Annotated in this window: 17 protein-coding genes, 1 pseudogene and 1 riboswitch; of the genes and pseudogenes, 10 read left to right on the top strand and 8 right to left on the bottom strand. The window is 35.3% G+C overall.

From position 1 onward, the window contains the following. From Q3V94_RS08000 to thiT, 3 genes and pseudogenes are all read left to right on the top strand, one after another. Positions 1 to 218 (top strand): annotated as a pseudogene (locus tag Q3V94_RS08000) (UPF0236 family protein); the annotation flags it as partial. 196 nt (positions 219 to 414) lie between these two features. Beyond that, the gene (locus Q3V94_RS07995) at positions 415 to 1,278 is read left to right on the top strand and encodes an ATP-binding protein (RefSeq protein WP_303526699.1); all 864 of its coding nucleotides are present in this window, start codon (positions 415 to 417) and stop codon (positions 1,276 to 1,278) included. 51 nt (positions 1,279 to 1,329) lie between these two features. Then, a riboswitch (TPP riboswitch) is annotated at positions 1,330 to 1,431 on the top strand. Between the two features lie 28 nt (positions 1,432 to 1,459). Continuing rightward, the gene (gene thiT / locus Q3V94_RS07990) at positions 1,460 to 2,089 is read left to right on the top strand and encodes an energy-coupled thiamine transporter ThiT (RefSeq protein WP_274766519.1); all 630 of its coding nucleotides are present in this window, start codon (positions 1,460 to 1,462) and stop codon (positions 2,087 to 2,089) included. 33 nt (positions 2,090 to 2,122) lie between these two features. Here the strand turns inward: thiT and Q3V94_RS07985 are convergent, their stop codons facing one another. From Q3V94_RS07985 to Q3V94_RS07965, 5 genes are all read right to left on the bottom strand, one after another. After that, positions 2,123 to 3,559 (bottom strand): amino acid permease, encoded by a 1,437-nt coding sequence (locus Q3V94_RS07985; RefSeq protein WP_303526694.1) that lies wholly within the window; start codon positions 3,557 to 3,559, stop codon positions 2,123 to 2,125. Positions 3,560 to 3,680: 121 nt separating this feature from the next. Continuing rightward, complete coding sequence (gene speE / locus Q3V94_RS07980) at positions 3,681 to 4,526, bottom strand: polyamine aminopropyltransferase (protein ID WP_368506511.1); 846 nt, start codon at positions 4,524 to 4,526, stop codon at positions 3,681 to 3,683. 112 nt (positions 4,527 to 4,638) lie between these two features. Further along, positions 4,639 to 5,202: a Uma2 family endonuclease gene (locus tag Q3V94_RS07975; RefSeq protein WP_008907694.1), complete on the bottom strand. Its 564-nt coding sequence runs from the start codon at positions 5,200 to 5,202 to the stop codon at positions 4,639 to 4,641. A 66-nt stretch (positions 5,203 to 5,268) separates the two neighbouring features. Further along, positions 5,269 to 6,723 (bottom strand): sodium:alanine symporter family protein, encoded by a 1,455-nt coding sequence (locus Q3V94_RS07970; protein ID WP_008907693.1) that lies wholly within the window; start codon positions 6,721 to 6,723, stop codon positions 5,269 to 5,271. A 241-nt stretch (positions 6,724 to 6,964) separates the two neighbouring features. Beyond that, positions 6,965 to 7,948: an asparaginase gene (locus tag Q3V94_RS07965; protein WP_008907692.1), complete on the bottom strand. Its 984-nt coding sequence runs from the start codon at positions 7,946 to 7,948 to the stop codon at positions 6,965 to 6,967. Positions 7,949 to 8,152: 204 nt separating this feature from the next. Between Q3V94_RS07965 and Q3V94_RS07960 the strand changes: the two genes are divergently transcribed. From Q3V94_RS07960 to rsmI, 4 genes are all read left to right on the top strand, one after another. After that, positions 8,153 to 8,827 carry a cytochrome c biogenesis CcdA family protein gene (locus tag Q3V94_RS07960; RefSeq protein WP_008907691.1) on the top strand — a complete coding sequence of 225 codons (675 nt, stop codon included), beginning with the start codon at positions 8,153 to 8,155 and terminating at the stop codon, positions 8,825 to 8,827. Further along, a complete protein-coding gene (locus tag Q3V94_RS07955) occupies positions 8,815 to 9,378 on the top strand; it encodes a TlpA disulfide reductase family protein (RefSeq protein ID WP_083852753.1) in 564 nt (187 codons plus the stop codon). The genes Q3V94_RS07960 and Q3V94_RS07955 overlap by 13 nt, the downstream gene beginning before the upstream one ends. Positions 9,379 to 9,507: 129 nt before the next feature. After that, entirely contained in the window at positions 9,508 to 10,242 is a 735-nt protein-coding gene (locus Q3V94_RS07950) for a tRNA1(Val) (adenine(37)-N6)-methyltransferase (RefSeq protein ID WP_008907689.1), read from the top strand. Between the two features lie 37 nt (positions 10,243 to 10,279). Continuing rightward, positions 10,280 to 11,122, top strand: a complete 843-nt coding sequence (gene rsmI / locus Q3V94_RS07945; RefSeq protein WP_303526692.1) for a 16S rRNA (cytidine(1402)-2'-O)-methyltransferase — start codon at positions 10,280 to 10,282, stop codon at positions 11,120 to 11,122. Positions 11,123 to 11,177: 55 nt separating this feature from the next. Here rsmI and Q3V94_RS07940 read toward each other — a convergent pair whose 3' ends face one another. Then, entirely contained in the window at positions 11,178 to 11,423 is a 246-nt protein-coding gene (locus Q3V94_RS07940) for an AbrB/MazE/SpoVT family DNA-binding domain-containing protein (protein WP_008907687.1), read from the bottom strand. 183 nt (positions 11,424 to 11,606) lie between these two features. Here Q3V94_RS07940 and Q3V94_RS07935 point away from each other — a divergent pair, with 183 nt between their 5' ends. The 3 genes from Q3V94_RS07935 (at position 11,607) to Q3V94_RS07925 (ending at position 16,058) form a co-directional block, all read left to right on the top strand. Further along, a complete protein-coding gene (locus Q3V94_RS07935) occupies positions 11,607 to 12,542 on the top strand; it encodes a DNA double-strand break repair nuclease NurA (RefSeq protein WP_303526690.1) in 936 nt (311 codons plus the stop codon). Positions 12,543 to 12,553: 11 nt separating this feature from the next. Then, positions 12,554 to 14,398 carry an ATP-binding protein gene (locus Q3V94_RS07930; protein WP_303526689.1) on the top strand — a complete coding sequence of 615 codons (1,845 nt, stop codon included), beginning with the start codon at positions 12,554 to 12,556 and terminating at the stop codon, positions 14,396 to 14,398. 298 nt (positions 14,399 to 14,696) lie between these two features. Continuing rightward, a complete protein-coding gene (locus tag Q3V94_RS07925) occupies positions 14,697 to 16,058 on the top strand; it encodes a CCA tRNA nucleotidyltransferase (RefSeq protein WP_303526687.1) in 1,362 nt (453 codons plus the stop codon). Positions 16,059 to 16,073: 15 nt separating this feature from the next. Here Q3V94_RS07925 and Q3V94_RS07920 read toward each other — a convergent pair whose 3' ends face one another. After that, the gene (locus Q3V94_RS07920) at positions 16,074 to 16,670 is read right to left on the bottom strand and encodes a Uma2 family endonuclease (protein WP_303526684.1); all 597 of its coding nucleotides are present in this window, start codon (positions 16,668 to 16,670) and stop codon (positions 16,074 to 16,076) included. Positions 16,671 to 16,795: 125 nt separating this feature from the next. Continuing rightward, the gene (locus tag Q3V94_RS07915; protein ID WP_303526683.1) at positions 16,796 to 17,272 is read right to left on the bottom strand and encodes a DUF2680 domain-containing protein; all 477 of its coding nucleotides are present in this window, start codon (positions 17,270 to 17,272) and stop codon (positions 16,796 to 16,798) included. Positions 17,273 to 17,349 lie beyond the last annotated feature (77 nt).

The raw sequence follows: 17,349 nt of genomic DNA, 5'->3' as shown, positions 1-17,349 counted from the left end.
GGGTATTTAGCAAGAATGGAGGAAATTTAAGGGAAATAAGTGTGTTTAAGGAAGATGAAAAAGCCTTCAAGGTAAGTAAGAAGAAAATAAAAGAAGCGATAAGAAAGATAAATAAATCTTCACGTGAAGTTATGAATAATATAACGATATTGAACATAGGGAAAGTAACGCCAATTTACAGGATATTAAAATCAATAAAATATGAAAATATAATTTAAGTTTTTTAAATTTAACAAACGCCTTGAAACTAGCTAATTTAAGGGGTTGTCTATAAAAATTAACCTACAATATCTTGACACTATCGAAGTATATCACAAAAATATATTTGAAAGGAGGATATAATGTAATATAATATATAAAAGAATGCCTAGAAGGAAAAGCTAAAGATAGATACGAAGTAGTTGAGGTGATTATATGAATAGCATTCAGAGCAATTGCCCTGTTTTAATTCCAGAATCAGAAAGAAAACCCTTAGCCGAAATAGAAAGGGCCATAATAACAAAATTTAGGCACAAAATCTATTCACCCTTTGTAAGGGCAATTAAGGATTTTCAACTTATAAAGGATGGAGATAAGGTTGCGGTTGCGATATCAGGGGGTAAAGATAGCCTTCTTATGGCAAAGCTCTTTCAGGAATTTAAAAACCATTCAAAGGCAAAGTTTGAAGTTGAGTTTATAGTTATGGACCCAGGATACCATCCCGATATTAAAAAGCTTCTTATAGATAATTTAAATTATTTAAACATTCCTGCCCACATATTCGATGGGAAGATATTTGAAGTTGTAGACAGAATTGCCAAGGACTATCCTTGTTACATGTGTGCAAGGATGAGAAGGGGAGCTTTATATAATAAGGCCAAGGAGATTGGGTGTAACAAGCTTGCCTTAGGTCACCATTATAATGATGTTATTGAAACAATCCTTTTAAACGTTTTATACTCAGGGAATTTTAAAACCATGATGCCTAAATTAAAGGCACAAAACTTTGAAGGGATGGAACTTATAAGGCCTATGTATTATATTGAAGAGCGTTATATAGAGCAGTTTACAAAATACGCAGGAATATGGCCTTTAAATTGTGCCTGCATGGTGGCTGCTAAGAAAATAGGAAATAAGAGATATGAAATTAAAGAGCTTATAAATAACCTTAAAAAGGACTTTGAAGACGTTGAAAAGTCGATATTTAAGGCAGCTCAAAACGTAAATCTAGATAGCATAATAGGTTGGCAAAAGGGAGGACAAAAGTATTCCTTTCTAGATTTTTATGACAAAGAATGATTGACGTATATAATTTTAAAGTGTATCATATAATTAACTGAATAAAAATTTGCCGATCGCTAGGGGAGCCACGTGCTGAGAGGAAGGCATAGCCTTCGACCCTTAGAACCTGAACTGGGTAATGCCAGCGAAGGGAAGCGAAGCCTAACTCCTTTTGCGTCGGCTAAAAGGAGGTTTTTTTATGCAATTTTTAAACATCTTTAAAAGCATTTCAAAAATAACATTGACTTCTTGGGTTTTAATTATTATCTTGGTAGGTATTGGACTAGCTATGTCAAGATCCAAGGAAAAGATGTCGGCAAAGAAACTTACCTATGCAAGCCTTTTAATTGCCATGTCCTTTGTTTTATCCTATATTAAATTTCTGCAGATGCCCCAGGGAGGGACAATAACCCTAGGCAGCATGATTCCAATAATGCTTTTTGCTTATATTTTTGGCTATAAGGATGGACTTATTGCTGGTGCTGCCTATGGAATATTGCAGTTTATTCAAGACCAGTATATAGTTCATTGGGCACAGGTTATAGTAGATTATCCCCTTGCCTTTGCTGCCCTTGGGCTTGCAGGACTTTATAGAAAAAACTTTAGCATAGCTTTAATAATAGGTGGAATTTCAAGGATGATTTTTCATATAATATCTGGGGCTATTTTCTTTGCAAGCTATGCACCGGAGGGGATGAACCCGCTATGGTATTCAATTGTTTATAACATAAGTTATTTAGGGCCGGATCTTTTACTTTGCCTTTTAATATCCTTAGTTCCTCAATTTAAAAATGCCATAGAAAAGATAAAGCAGCAAGCCGTAAGCTAAAAAACTCCTCTAGGACACCTAGAGGAGTTTTTATTACATAGATTGAGTTTTTGAAGCGTTTTTATTAGCAAGTCTTGTAAAGAATACTAATACATATCCTAAAATTATTAGGATTACAGGACCACCATAGGTCTTAAAGATTAGGATTGCAGCTTCCTTTGTAGTTTCTGATCCCATTACATAGTCAAGTCCTGCACCGAAGAATCCTGCAATGCTTAAGATAAGAGCTATCCATGAGAAAATCATAGCCGTTGTGTTGGACTTAAAGAATGTAAATGGAGCTTCTTTACCTTTTAATCTAAATACTATATACGCTGCAATTAAAACTATATAAGGAACAACAAGCGATAACGATGAAAGGTCAGTTAATATTCTAAAGAAGGCATCGATTGAGTCAAGTCCTAATAGTGGGACTATAATCATTATGATAACAAGGGCACATTGAGCCCAAAGAGCCTTCTTTAATGTTCCGTTTTCATCCTTTTCAGTTAAGAATTTTGGGAAGGTTCCCTCTGGAACTTCAGCAAACATAGCCCTAATTGGTGATTCAATCCATACAATATATGCAGCGATAGATGTTATAGTAAGGATAGCTGCATATATTTGAACTACAATCTTGCCGTTTATTCCAAAGTTTTGTGCAAGTGTCTGATATACCACATAACCTGCGTTCTTAAGGTTAGCCTCTTGAAGAGCTTCAGGTGATATAACAAGGCATACAGCAACAGAACCTATAACGTAAGCTAAAGCTATAAGAACAGTTGCGATGATAACTGCCTTTGGGAATGTCTTCTTTGGATTATCAACGTCTTTAATATAAGTTCCTGCAACTTCAGCACCGGCAACAGCAAAAAGAAGCCATGAGAAGGTTGCAAAATAGCCTGTATCAAACTTTGGAATGGTGTTTTCAACTGTAAATTGAGTTGCTGAGGGTTTACCAACCAAAAGCCCAACAAAGGCAAAGAGAATAAATACTACTGTTGCTGCAATAGTGAATTTTCCACCAAAGTCAGCAAGCTTTGAGAACTTCTTAACTCCTGTTGTTGCGATATAAGTTAGTATTATTGCAAGAATAACGCTCAAGTAAGGAAGAAGATATGCGTTTTGGTCATTGAATCTGTTTTCACCAAATATTGCCCATGAAGTTGAAACTGGTATCCTTGCAAAAACCATTTGTAGATAAAATAAATTAGCAACGAAGTAGGACCATGTTCCAATGAAGGCCCACTTTGGACCAAGAACGCTCTCAATCCAAGTATAAATTCCGCCTTCCTTATCTTGGTTTGCTGATGCAAGTTCTGCCATCATAATTGATAATGGGAAGAAGAATAACAATGATACCAATACCCATGATGGAATCGCAGCAGGTCCAAGTGCAACAGCGTTGGTAGTTATGTTACCAAATCCAAAGGTTGGAACGAAGGTAAGCATAACCAAAGTCCAAAGTCCTAATTTTTTAGCATTGCTCATAATAAGACCCCCCTTTATACATTTGATGCATAAATATTGATAAGTTAATTATCTATGAAAAGAGGTGAATAGTCAATAACAAAATTTTAGCAAAATTTTAAAAACGGTGCCAGGCACCGTTTTATTTTATGATATTCTGAACAAATTTTGGAATATTAAAGGAGGATTCTAATATTTCTTTTGAGACATATTTTGTATCTATATCATTAACTTTATTTATCTTATCATATTTTTTTGAACCGATCGTAAAGCTCCAAAATCCTCCGGGATAAGTTGGAACTGTTGCGATGGAGATTTTAACTATAGGGAATATGTTTTTTAATTTTTTATATGTTGCCCTAAAAATATCAGGATACAAAATAGGAGATTCGCTTTGGCAGGCCATTATTCCATCTTCCTTGAGGGCATTGTAAACATCCCTATAAAAATTTTCGCTAAATAAAACTTCAGCAGGGCCAATTGGGTCCGATGAGTCTACGATTATTATGTCATATTCATTTTCCTTTTCCCTTACAAACTTTGCACCGTCTTCAAATATAAAGTTAACTCTTTCATCCTTTAAATCCTTTGAAATTTCCTTGAGATATTCTAAGGATGCTTTTACAACATCTTCATCTATTTCAACAACATCAATTCTTTCAACAGGATATTTAGTCGCCTCAAAGGCTGCCCCTAAGTCGCCTCCCCCTATTATAAGAACATTTTTTGGATTTTCATGCATGCTAAGGGGAACATGGGAGATCATTTCGTTGTATATGAAGCCATCCCTTTCGGTTGTCTGAACCACGCCATCTATTACAAGCATTTTACCAAAATCATAGGAGTTAACTATATATATGTCTTGGAATTTTGATCTTTTAGAGTAAAGTATATCTTTGACTTTGTAGGAAATCTTTAAGCTATCCCTGTCTACTTCTTCAAACCAAATCTCATCCCCTACTTTTTTGAAAAATCCATCCATCTTCATCAGCTCCTTTCCTACATATTTTTTATTATTAACAAATATTAGCTATTTTATAAAAGGCAATAAAAATAGCACTATATATTGATGATATCAATATATAGTGCCAGAAAACAGTTTATTTTATAACGCTGAATATATCGTTAACATTTATATTAATTCCTAATGATGATTTAACAATCATATTTTTTGTATAAATATTTGAAGATAAATATTTTCCGTTTGTATTTGTGCTATAAACTATAATTTGCTCTTCCCTTATGTCGACTATCCAATATTCAGGAACGTTGAATTTTTCATATATCTTCAACTTTAGGCCTTTGTCTCTGTATTCAGTGGCATAGGATAGAATCTCTATTATTAATTTTGGTATTCCCTTGTATTTTGAACCTTGAAATTTGTCGTCACAACAAACCATGACATCGGGTTGAAATTCATATTTTTCTTCGTTACTTTCGAATACAACTGCAACGTCGCTTGTAAAAACATCGCAGGATTCAAATCCTAAAAATTTTATTAGTTCACTTGCAATTTTATTTTTTACTCTATCATGATTAGGGTGAACAGGAGTCATAAGATATATATAACCATTATCATATTCCAATTTATTTGGATTCTCATTTTGTATTTTTTCAAATTCTTCATAGGATACGTATTCGTAAATTCTGGCTTTATCGCCCATGCAACTCACCCCTTAAGTTAATTATACCAAAAAAAGAATAAAAATAAAGGGTGATGGACTCACCCTTTATTTTACATATTTTTTCTTTATATCCTTCCAAATATCAGCACCTTCAATGCCCCATTTTTCAGGTTCAAATACTGGATCAAGCCCCTTTGCCTTTTGTTCTTCATAATCCTTTAATGTTGCAAGGGCTGGCTTTTGGAGTATTATTATTGCAATGATGTTGAGCCAAGCCATTATACCAACACCAAGGTCACCAAGGGCCCAAGCAAAGGATGCTGTTCTTATAGTTCCATAGAAGGCTGATGCTAAAAGAACTACTCTTAATACATTGATCAAAGTTTTTCTAAGCTTTTCATCGTTTATAAGGTATGCAAGGCTTGTTTCTGAATAGTAGTAGTATGCCATAAGTGTTGTGAAGGCAAAGAAGAATAGAGCAATTGCAACAAATGCTGCACCAAAGGATGGGAAGAGAGTCTCAACGGCCTTTTGAGTAAAGGCAGGTCCGTATTGAACACCTGGTAAGTTTTCAACGAAGAAACCGCCACCTGGCTTATGAACGTTGTATTTTCCAGTTATAAGGATCATAAATGCAGTTGCTGAACATACGAATAAGGTATCAACATAAACTGAAAATGCTTGAACTAAACCTTGTTTTGCAGGGTGTGAAACTTCTGCAGCTGCAGCTGCCATAGGGCCTGTTCCTTGACCTGCTTCGTTGGAGTATACACCTCTTTTTACTCCCCAAGATATAGCTGAACCCAAAAGACCACCAAAGGCAGCATCAAGACCAAAGGCATTTTTGAATATTAAAGCTAAAACGCTTGGAAGCTGATTGATGTTTACGATTACAATAATTAATGAAACTATTATATAACCAATAGCCATAAATGGAACTATAACTTCTGCAGCTTTACCGATTCTCTTTACACCACCGAATATAATAAGTCCAAGAAGAGTAATTACAACAATACCAGTTATATATGGCTTAATACCAAAGGCGTTATTTATACTTTCACCGATGTTATAAGCTTGGACACCTGGCAGTAATAGACCACAGGCTATAACCGTTGATGCAGCAAATAAAACTGCATACCATTTCATCTTAAGTCCCTTTTCAATATAATATGCAGGGCCTCCTCTGTATTGTCCGTCTCTTTCTTCCTTATAAATCTGTGCAAGAACCGATTCAACGTAAGCTGAACCTGCACCGAGGAAGGCGATAGCCCACATCCAGAAAACTGCACCAGGACCACCCATTGCAATTGCCGTTGCAACACCGGCTATATTACCTGTCCCAACACGTCCTGCAACTGCCATTGCAAAGGCTTGGAAGGAAGTTACACCTCTTTCGGAGTCTTGACCGCCAAGAAGATACTTAACCATGTCTTTGATATGTCTTACCTGGAAGAATCTCATTCTGAGTGAGAAGTAAAGTCCAACTAGAAGACAAAGATAGATAAGTGCCTTACTCCATACAAGACCGTTTAGGAAGTCGACAAATTGTGCTAGATTCATTCAAAAACCCCCTCTTTACTTTAGTTTGATATTAAAATTTTAACATATGGAATGAATAATATCAATAAAAATAATTCAAAATTTATAAAATTCTAAAAATTGTTATAACTTTAACAATACGGACAAGCTCTGAATTTACAAGAATTTCTTGATTTGTTATTCGTTTTTTCTATGCAAGATATAGAATATTTCTATTCATGAAGAAAATGGAAATAAAAAAGGCTGTTTAATTGTAAACAGCCTAATAAAGTTCCATTTCAAATATTTTTTTAATTTCCTCTAAATTTCTAGTTTTAGAAAGTGCAACTATTAGCTTAATTCGTGCCTTTTGCCCGGGAAGGTTATCACCGAATATTACTCCGATGTTTCTTAAATTTTTTCCACCACCTACATATCCATAAGAATCTAAAACCCTTCCCTGGAAGCACCTTGATACTACGACTACGGGGATGTTTCTATCTATTGCTCTTTTTATTCCATCAACCATTAGTGGGGGGACGTTACCCCTTCCCATGCCTTCTATTACAAGCCCATCAATTCCCCTTTCAATACAATAATCGATGTAGGAGGAGTCCATTCCTGTTACTGCCTTTATAAGTTCAACCTTTGCATTTACATTTTCAATATCGATATATTGGCTTTTCTTTGTATTTCTATAAAATATTACTTTATTGCTGTCTACGATTCCTATTGGTCCTAAATTTGGTGATTGGAATGCGTTTAAACTCATGGAATTTGCCTTTGTAACTTCGCTTGCTAATAGTAGCTCGCTGTTAAAGCATACTAAAACTCCTCTTCCTTTAGCTTCCTCTGATATAGCCGTGCAAATGGAGGCTGCAAGATTATGTGGCCCATCGTATCCAAGCTCAGAGCTATTTCTCATGGCACCAGTTACAATAACAGGTTTTTCAGAGTTTAAGGTAAGATCTAAAAAGTATGCTGTCTCTTCTAGTGAATCCGTCCCATGGGTTACTACAACACCTGTAATATCCTCCCTATCTAAAAGATTTTTTATAAACTTTGAAAGCTCAAGCATCTTTTCGGGAGTCATATGGGGACCTGGAAGATTTGAAAAGGTATGGGGCTCAATCTCTGCATAACCTTCAATTCCAGTTACCATAGCAAGGATTTCTTCTGCCGAAAGGGTTGGGACAGCTGCCTTTATCCTTGGGTCAACCTTCATAGATATGGTTCCACCGTTGAATACTATTGCGACCTTTTTCATAAAAATCCTCCTTTAGGTGATAGGCACTTAATTTTTATATACAATATTTTAATATAAGCTATATTATATGCCCATGTCAGTCTAATTTTATTATACAATAAATTAAACAAAATAAGAATAGATAATATTTGGAATAGGGGGTTGTAAAATTAACAAAATTATTTTACAATATTTATATACCCCACCGGGGGAAGGAGGAATACAATGCGAGATATAACATTTGGAATAGTATTTTTAGAAGGTGTTGCTTCATTTTTATCCCCATGTTTTTTGCCTTTGCTTCCTGTATATCTTGCCTATCTTTCGGGGGAGGCTAAGGAAAGAAGGATACTTAGAAATTCTTTCTCCTTTATATTAGGTTTTACTGTAATTTTTGTCCTTTTAGGCGCCACTGCAAGTGGTATAGGTAAATTTTTATTATCCCATAGGGAAGCATTTAATAAAACCTTAGGAATTTTAATAATTATAATGGGACTTTTTTACCTAGATATAATTAAGTCAAGTTTTTTGATGATGGAAAGAAAATTTGAGTTTAATTTTAAAGGAGAGGGATTTTTAAAGGGATTTTTGCTGGGCGTGGGTCTTGCCTTTGGATGGACACCCTGTATAGGACCAATTTTGGCATCAGTCCTTGCCATTGCTGCCAGCAAAAGTTCGCTTATATATGGTATGGTTTTGCTTTTAGTTTATTCTTTAGGAATTGCAGTTCCCTTTATAATTATGGCCTATTTAATTCAAAGGTTTAATATAAAAACTGGTGTATTAATGAAAAAAGTAAAATATGTTAAAATAGTTGCGGGGATAATAATGATAACAACAGGCATTATGCTCTTTACGGGATACTTTGAAAGATTATCGAGTTTTCTATGGAGGTTGTGATTATGAATAGAAAGACCATTCTCATTAGTATAATAATCATTCTTATAGTTGCTATTGGAATTAGCTTTAAGCTATATAAACCACAAAAACAGACTGAAGACAATACCATTACAAATGAAGATACAATAAAAACTGAGGGAAACTTTGCCTCAGATTTTTCCCTTGAAAACCTTAATGGCAAAACTATAAAGCTCTCTGATTATAAGGGGAAGGTAATAGTTTTAAACTTCTTTGCAACATGGTGCCCGCCATGCAAAGCAGAACTTCCCGGGTTTGTAAAGATGGTGGATGAATATAAGGGTAAGGATGTTGAGTTTGTTTTTGTGGATATTGGAGAGGATAACAAAACAGTAGAGAGCTTTTTAAAGGCTAATTCCTATAACATAGTTCCCCTTATGGACTTTGATGGGAATGTTGCTAATATCTATGGCGTTCGAGGTATTCCAACCACCTTTATAATCGACAGAAACTTTGAAATAATAAACCAGCATGTTGGATACATGGATGAGGGAACGCTAAAAGATTTAATAGATTCTACATTGAATAAGTAAAATTAGGCTCCACTTTACAGGTGGGGCTTTTTATGTTAAAAAAATATTATTAAGTTATTTAAGTTAATGGAAAAATTTGAAAATGTCAAAAAGTCAAAATGTCAAGAGGCAGGCACTTGAGGTGATAGAATGTTAAAGGATGGAGAAAGAATAGATGATTTACAGCTTGAGGGCCTAAAGATAATTCAAAACCCTAGTTGGTTCTGCTTTGGTATAGATGCGGTTCTTTTATCGGATTTTGCAAAGGCAAGGCATAAGGAGAGGGTTGTTGATCTTGGAACAGGAACAGGGATTATCCCTCTTTTAATGCATGGGAAATATAAGCCTAGCAAAATAATAGGGGTTGAAATTCAAAGGGAAGTTGCCGATATGGCAAGAAGAAGCGTTGAGTTAAATAATCTTTCAGATAAAATAGAAATATTTGAAGGGGATATTAAGGACTGCTTTAATGCACTTGGGGTTAATTCCTTTGATGTTGTTGTTACAAATCCTCCTTATAAAAAATCATCAACAGGTCTTACAAATCCGGAGGATAAAAAGGCGATATCCCGCCATGAGATACTTGTAAATCTTGATGAGGTTATTTTTTCTGCATCAAGACTTTTAAAGGGATATGGAAGACTTTATATGATTCACCGCCCTGAGAGGCTAAAGGACATAATATTAAGCCTTCATAATAATAAGTTTACTCCAAAGAGGATAAGGTTTGTTCATCCAAGTTTTAACAAACCACCAACGATGGTTTTAATTGAAGCAGTTAAAGCTGGTGGAGATTTTTTAAAGATCGAGGCACCCTTATACGTATATGATGATAAAGGAAACTACACCGAAGAAATTTTAAAGATTTACGGGATAAAATCTTAAATCTTAAGTGCCAGGCACTTAAAAAGGAGGTCGAAAGATGTCGGGGGAGATTTATCTTGTTGCAACTCCTATTGGGAATTTAGGCGATATTACACTAAGGGCTCTTGAAGTTTTAAAGGAAGTTGATTTTATAGCAGCGGAGGATACAAGGCAGACCCTGAAACTGCTTAACCATTTTGGCATAAAAAAGCCCCTTATAAGCTATCATGAACACAACAAATACGAAAGCGGAGAAAAGATTATAAAAAGAGTTCTTGAAGGCGAAAATATGGCCCTTGTTACGGATGCAGGAACGCCTGGAGTATCTGATCCAGGTGAGGCCCTTGTCAAAATGGCCATTGAAAAGGATATAAAGGTTTCCTTAATTCCTGGGCCAACTGCCTTTGTTTATGGTCTTGTGGTGTCTGGACTTAATACATCAAGATTTGTATTTGAGGGCTTTTTGCCGGTAGATAAAAAGGGGAGAAAAGAAAGACTTAATGCTCTTTTAAACGAGGAGAGGACTATAATTTTTTATGAAGCACCCCATAAATTAATAAGGACTTTGGAGGATCTTTATAAAACCTTTGGAGATAGAAGGATCGCCCTTTGCAGGGAACTTACTAAAAAATATGAAGAAATAATAAGATGCACTTTAAGTGAGGCCATTGAAATATTTAAAGAAAAAAAGCCTTTAGGAGAATTTGTTCTTGTAATGGAAGGGCTTTCAAAGGAAGAGGCTAAAAAAAGGCAAGAGGAAAGTTTAAAGGAAATATCCATAGAAGAGCAGGTTAAATTATATATGGAGGATGGACTTTCTAAAATGGATGCAATAAAAAGGGTGGCAAAGGAGAGGGGATTATCAAAGTCGGAGGTTTACAGAAGGGTCCTTGACTTATAATCAAAAAGGCATGCAGCATATTTGGGGGGCTTGCTGCATGCCAAATAAAAGGGGATTACTTGTCTGCTTTTAATTCTTCTAAACAATTTTTGCAAATGTTTTTGCCCTTGTAGTTTATAACATCCCTTGCGTCTCCGCAGAAGATGCAAGCTGGTTGATATTTCTTTAATATAATATGTTCTCCATCTACATAGATTTCAAGGGCGTCCTTTTCTCCTATTTCTAATGTTCTTCTAAGTTCGATTGGAATAACTATTCTACCAAGCTCGTCTACTTTTCTTACAACACCTGTTGACTTCATTTTTTCTCCTCCTATCAACAATATTCGACACTTTCTAATTAAATAATAACAGCATTCCCATTATTAGTCAATAGAGTAAAAGAAATTTTTACTAAAAATTAAAAGTTATTTTTTGAACAAAATAGGAATAACTTAACATTTTTTAAAATTTTAGTTTTGGTATAATTATATTGAGGTGGTATTATGTTTGAAGGCTTTAAAGTAAAACTTTCAGAGATAAATGAAAGGCTAAAAGGACAAGTTGAAAGGGTAAGCAAGAGGGAAGTTGAATCCATTATAAATGATTTTAGCAATAAGTTTAAGTTAAAAAGATTGTCGGATGAAGATATAAAGAAAGTAACTAAAGGTTTTGGAATAATAGGTGTTGATGGTTCTATAAATAACTTTGGTGGACTTTATCCCCATTACATATCGATAGTCCAAGCCCTTGCAAAATCCACATTAAATGAAAGTTATTTTCTTCAGGATGTTTATGCCCCTTTATTTGAAGATGAGGACGGCCAACTTAAAGACGAACAAAGAAGAAGATCAAGAATGTCAAGGCTAGAGCTTGAGGCTGCCTCCTATGCAGTGGAAAATTTTAAGTCGGATATAATCCTTTTGGATGGTTCCTTAATGCACTATGGGATAGATTGTCCAATAGAGTGGCAGGATTTAAAGGAAAAGGCAATAAAAAAAGGGAAAATCCTTATTGGAGTTGCGGAGGAGGTTAAGACAAAGGATATAGCAGAAAAGATAAGGGAAAGATTAAGTTTTTCTTCTGTTGTTTATGATAGAGAGGTTTTATTTGGACTTTTAAATGAAGGGGAAGTCCTAGAGATTACAGAGATTAAAACGGAAAAAACTCAAAAGGGAATTAAAACTCTTTATGGAAGGTTTTCAAAGGATCCACAGGTTATAGGGCTTGACTTTTTAGAGGAGCAGTTTGAAGAGGCAGTTAAGTATTTGGATCTTTTATATACACTAACCCCAAGGGATGGGAGGGGAATCCCCCTTTGGCTTGATATAGTTGATAAGGATGTTAAGGTTACCGATGACATGGTAAAGGCTTTGGTTGAGACGTATATAGACAGAGATATAAGGGAGAGGTTTTTTAATCCAAAGAGAAATAAAAGATAAGGAGGTTTACTATGCAGGTTGCAGGAATTACAAATCAGCAGGAGGTTTTTGTTGTATCTAAGGACAAACCCTTTAAGATAAATCAAATTTTGATTATAGAGGATAAGCTTCAGGGAACCTTAAGGGGAGAGGTTGTTGAAACAACATCCTATAACAAGTTCGTTCCCCTTAATATAAACGGGGAAATGGCGGATGGTAATATTTTAGCTTCCCTAAAGAATTTAGGCTACGAGATAGATGAAAATACTATCTACATAGCAAAGGTAAGGCTAATCCAGGAGGCCATGTATCCTGTAACAACGGGAAGCAAGGTAAGATTTCCAAAATTCAATGAGGTAAAGGACCTTCTTGTAAAGTGCAAGGATAGTGGGCTTGTGTTAGGGGTTATAAAAAGCACGGAGGAGCTTTTAGATACAATAGATGAAGACCTTGAGGACCTTTTTTGCACTTTGGAGAATGGGAAAATTACAAATCAAAATGGCGTCCCCTTTATATTCGATATAAAATCCATGAATCAGTATCCCCATATAGGGATATTTGGAGGTTCAGGCTCAGGAAAGAGCTTTGGAATGAGGGTTATTTTAGAGGAGATTATGAAGCTTAATATCCCAACGGTTGTTTTAGACCCCCATTATGAGATGGACTTTTCTAAAAAAAGCGATCTTCACTCTAAGTATTCCTTCGATTTTAATGATAAGTTTTTATGCTTGCAGATAGGAAGCGATATTGGGGTAAAATTCCAAGACCTTTCAACAAGGGACCTTATAAATTTAATTTCAGCTGCTGCGGCAGGAACTTTAACGGAGGCTATGTCCAGCGTAATAGAAAGGATGCACAAGTTTAAGGATACCTATTTTTCCTTCGAAAGAAGATTGTCCCTTTTAAAGGAGGCCTTTGAAATAGGAAATGAAGCGAAGATAAACAGGCTCCTTGAGGATGCTAAGTCAAGGGGTGATGATGAGGACGTTAGAAGGTATGAGGAAATGCTGGAGGTTTTTAGCGAATATAAAACAGTTCCAGCCCAATCTTTAAACGGAGTTTTATGGAGGCTTCAAAGGCTCTACAGGGATGGTCTATTTACAAGGGATATTAAGGATGTGGAAAATGGACTTTTAAACGGAAAGACAATAGTAGTTCAAGGCCCTATAAAGCTTTTAAATGTATTTTCCACATACCTTATAAGCACCCTTTATTATAAAAGAAGAGAATACAGGGATGCAAAGCAAAAAGGAGAGGCTGCGGACTTTTTCCCACCCTTTATCCTTGCCTTTGACGAGAGCCACAATTTTGCACCTAAAGGCTATGAAACGCCTTCAAAGTCAATTATAAAAGAAATCGCTCAAGAGGGAAGAAAATACGGTGTATTTTTAATCCTTGCCACCCAAAGGCCAGCTCTTTTGGATGAGACTATAACGGCACAGCTTAATACAAAGATAGTATTTAGAACGGTAAGGGCTTCAGATATAGATATTATTAAAGAGGAAACTGATATAACAAGCGAAGAGGCAAAGCGTTTGCCATATTTAACTTCGGGGGATGCCTTTGTATCCTCTGCAATAATGGGAAGAACTATTCCAATAAGGTTTAGAATGGCTATAACAACAACCTGCCATGGTGAAAACCCCTTTGATGAGCTGGATGAGGCTTTGAATAAGAAATATGAAGATGCTTATAATAAGATAAAAAGACATTTTCCTATATCACCGGCTGACCTTACTAGAGTTTTAAGTGAAGTTGGAAGTGATTTAGCACCCAACGTTGAAGCCTTTAAAATAATCCTTGATAAACTAGTTGAAAAGGGATACGTTGAAGTTAAAAATTCACCCTTTGGAGCATTTTATATGGATAAAAAATAGCAATACTATAAAAGTTACTTGGTTTAGCCCCGTGAAGGATTTCCCAGGCATTCGCTCATTTCGCTAAGCAATTCTAAGCTTTTCTTTGTTTTCAAAAGTCCTACCCTCATGAGCCGACCTCCATGTCGGCCATTCGGCTCTGCACGTCCGTGTGCAGAATTACGGACTTTTGAAAAGTCGAAAAGCAAGAATTGCTAGAGCTTATGAGAGATGCTCTTTTGAAATCCATTCACGGGGCTCTTGAAAAGTTAGTCTCATGGAAATGGTATGTCTACAATTTTAAAGTAGGAGGTTGAATATGAATATAATTGGAGAAGTTTATGATTTTTTAAAGGAAAAGGATGTAAAAGCTTTTTTAGTAGGTGGGGCAGTTAGGGATATAATTTTAGGATATAAGTTATCTGACATAGATATTGCTGTAGATAAGGATTTTTTATCCCTTGCTGAGGAGTTTTCAAAGGAAAAGGGTGGGCACGTATTTTTGATGCATGAGGATGTTGCAAGGGTTGTAATAGGCGATTTTACGATAGATTTTTGCAGGATGAAGGGGAAAACAATAGAAGAGGACCTTAAAAAAAGGGATTTTACGATAAATGCCATTGCAAAAAGTTTAAAGGATGATAAGATAATAGATATTTTAGGAGGTATTAAGGACTTAAAGGATGGAATAATTAAGGTTGTTTACCCTGATGCCCTTTTAGATGATCCGTTAAGGATGTTAAGGGCCTTTAGATTAAAGGCAAAACTCAATTTTAAGATCGAAGAGAATACGTTAAATCTTATAAAGAAAAACTATAAGAGGATAAATGAGGTTTCCGGCGAAAGAATTAGGGATGAAATATTTAAAATATTAGATGGCGAAAAGTCTTATCAGATATTAAGGGAGCTTGATGAAGTTTCACTTTTATCTGAAATATTTCCTGTATTTAAAAGGATGAAGCTGGTTGGCAAATGTAAATACCATACCGTTGACTCCTTTACCCATTCTATGTTCTCTTTAAAAACCTTTGAGGATATGATTGATAATGTTTTAAAAACAAAGCATGGTGAAGATATAAAAAGGCATTTAGAAGAGGATATGTCAGGAGTAAAAAGAAAAACCGTATTAAAGCTTGCAACCCTACTGCATGATATTGGAAAACCTAAGGCTTATAAGAAGGAAGGGGAAAAGATAACCTTTAAGGGACACGATGTAACGGGTTATGAGGAGTTTCAGGATATAGATAAAAGATATAATTTTTCTAAAGAGCAAAGAAGTCTTATTACAGCCGTGATAAAGGGCCATATGAGGATACTTGGACTTTTTAAAGTGGGGGCAACCGATAGGGCCCTTTATAAGCTCATTAGGGATTTTGAAAATAATACCCTTGATGTCATATTGGCCTCCCTCTTTGATGTTACTGCAACAAGACTTTTATTAGATGAAAGTGGTGAAAGGGAAAGATATTTTAACTTTTGTATGGAATTAATCGACAGGCTCTATAAAAAGAAGGAGCTTCCTAAAAAACTGGTATCGGGGGAGGATGTAATAAAACTTACAGGCCAAAAGGGAAGATTTGTTGGAGAAGTCTTAGACGCCCTACATGAGGAGGTCTTCTTAGGCAATATAAGAACAAGGGAGGAAGCGATAGATTTTATTAAGAATAATTATGCCAGGTAATATTGCCTGGCATAATTAATATTCTATATCCTCAATTCCTGCGAATATCTTTTCTAAATCTATTACTAAATCCTCAAATATGCTCACCCTTATTTTATCAGTAGATGTATAGTAGGATGCTTTTTTAAAGGATTTATCTTCACCTAATATGTGGGCAAATACGGTTTTATTTATAGGATCTACTATCCAGTATTCCTTTACTCCTGCTTTTTCATATAAGAAGTATTTATCCTGCAGGTCTATTTTCTTTGTTGCAGGAGATAATATTTCCACTATCATATCAGGGATACCAAGGCAGCCGCGTTTATCGATTTTGGATTTATCGCAAATAACTGATATATCAGGCTGAACGACATTTTCTATATCTTCATCCCTTTCATTGTTTAAAGGAATTCTTACATCAAAAGGAGCAGCAAAAACAAGGCATTCTTTATCAATTAAATAGTTAAATATATATCCGAAAATTCTACCGGAAATTAGCTGATGAAGGCTTGATGGGGAAGGTGCCATACAATAGGCAATACCATTTATAATTTCCCATCTAAAATCGTCCTTCCATGTTAAATAGTCTTTGTATTTGAACTTTTCTTGTTTTTTCGCTGCTTCACCCATTAAAATCACTCCTAATGTATTTTATATATATTATAATGCACAAATTAGGAAAAATTAATAGAATTATGTATAAAATATTAGGCTACCCTGAATTTGAGGTAGCCTAATATTCTATGGTATCTTTATTACTTGCTTGTATTTTGATTTAATCTGTATCCCAATCCTGCACCTTTGCCTAAACCATTTCTTAAGCCCTTTCCTTGACCTCTACCTTGCCCAATTCCCATTCCTTGACCGAATCCTACACCGTATTTTTGTCCTATTTTCGCATTGCCGCTTCCGTCACATGTAGCTTGATTATTTTTTATAGCATTATAAATTTCATCAGCTTGAGCCTGTGTTAAAACGCCTGATTTTACTTTTGCATCAAGAATTTCCTTTTTTACCTTTAACATTTCTGATTTAAACTCATCAAGCTTTCCAGCTTCCTTTGCAATAGTGCCGTATGTCTTTCCTGAAAGCCTTTCTTGATATAAAGCGTCAGTGCTCTTTCCAGTAAGTTTAGACACGATATCAACTGGTCTTGATGCAGCAAAGGCAAGGGCTGTTGAGCCGATTAAAGTTGTAGCGGCAAGTGCCACCAAAAATTTTTTCATCTTCATAAAATCAACCTCCTTGATTTATCTTATGGTTTTATTATAGGCTCTATTTTTGATGACATTATGTTGCTAATGTGTAG

This window comes from Caloramator sp. CAR-1 (assembly GCF_030546345.1).
Classification (GTDB): domain Bacteria; phylum Bacillota; class Clostridia; order Clostridiales; family Caloramatoraceae; genus Caloramator; species Caloramator australicus.
Note: the sequence above shows the minus strand (reverse complement) of the source record. Positions and strands in the feature narration are given on the sequence as shown.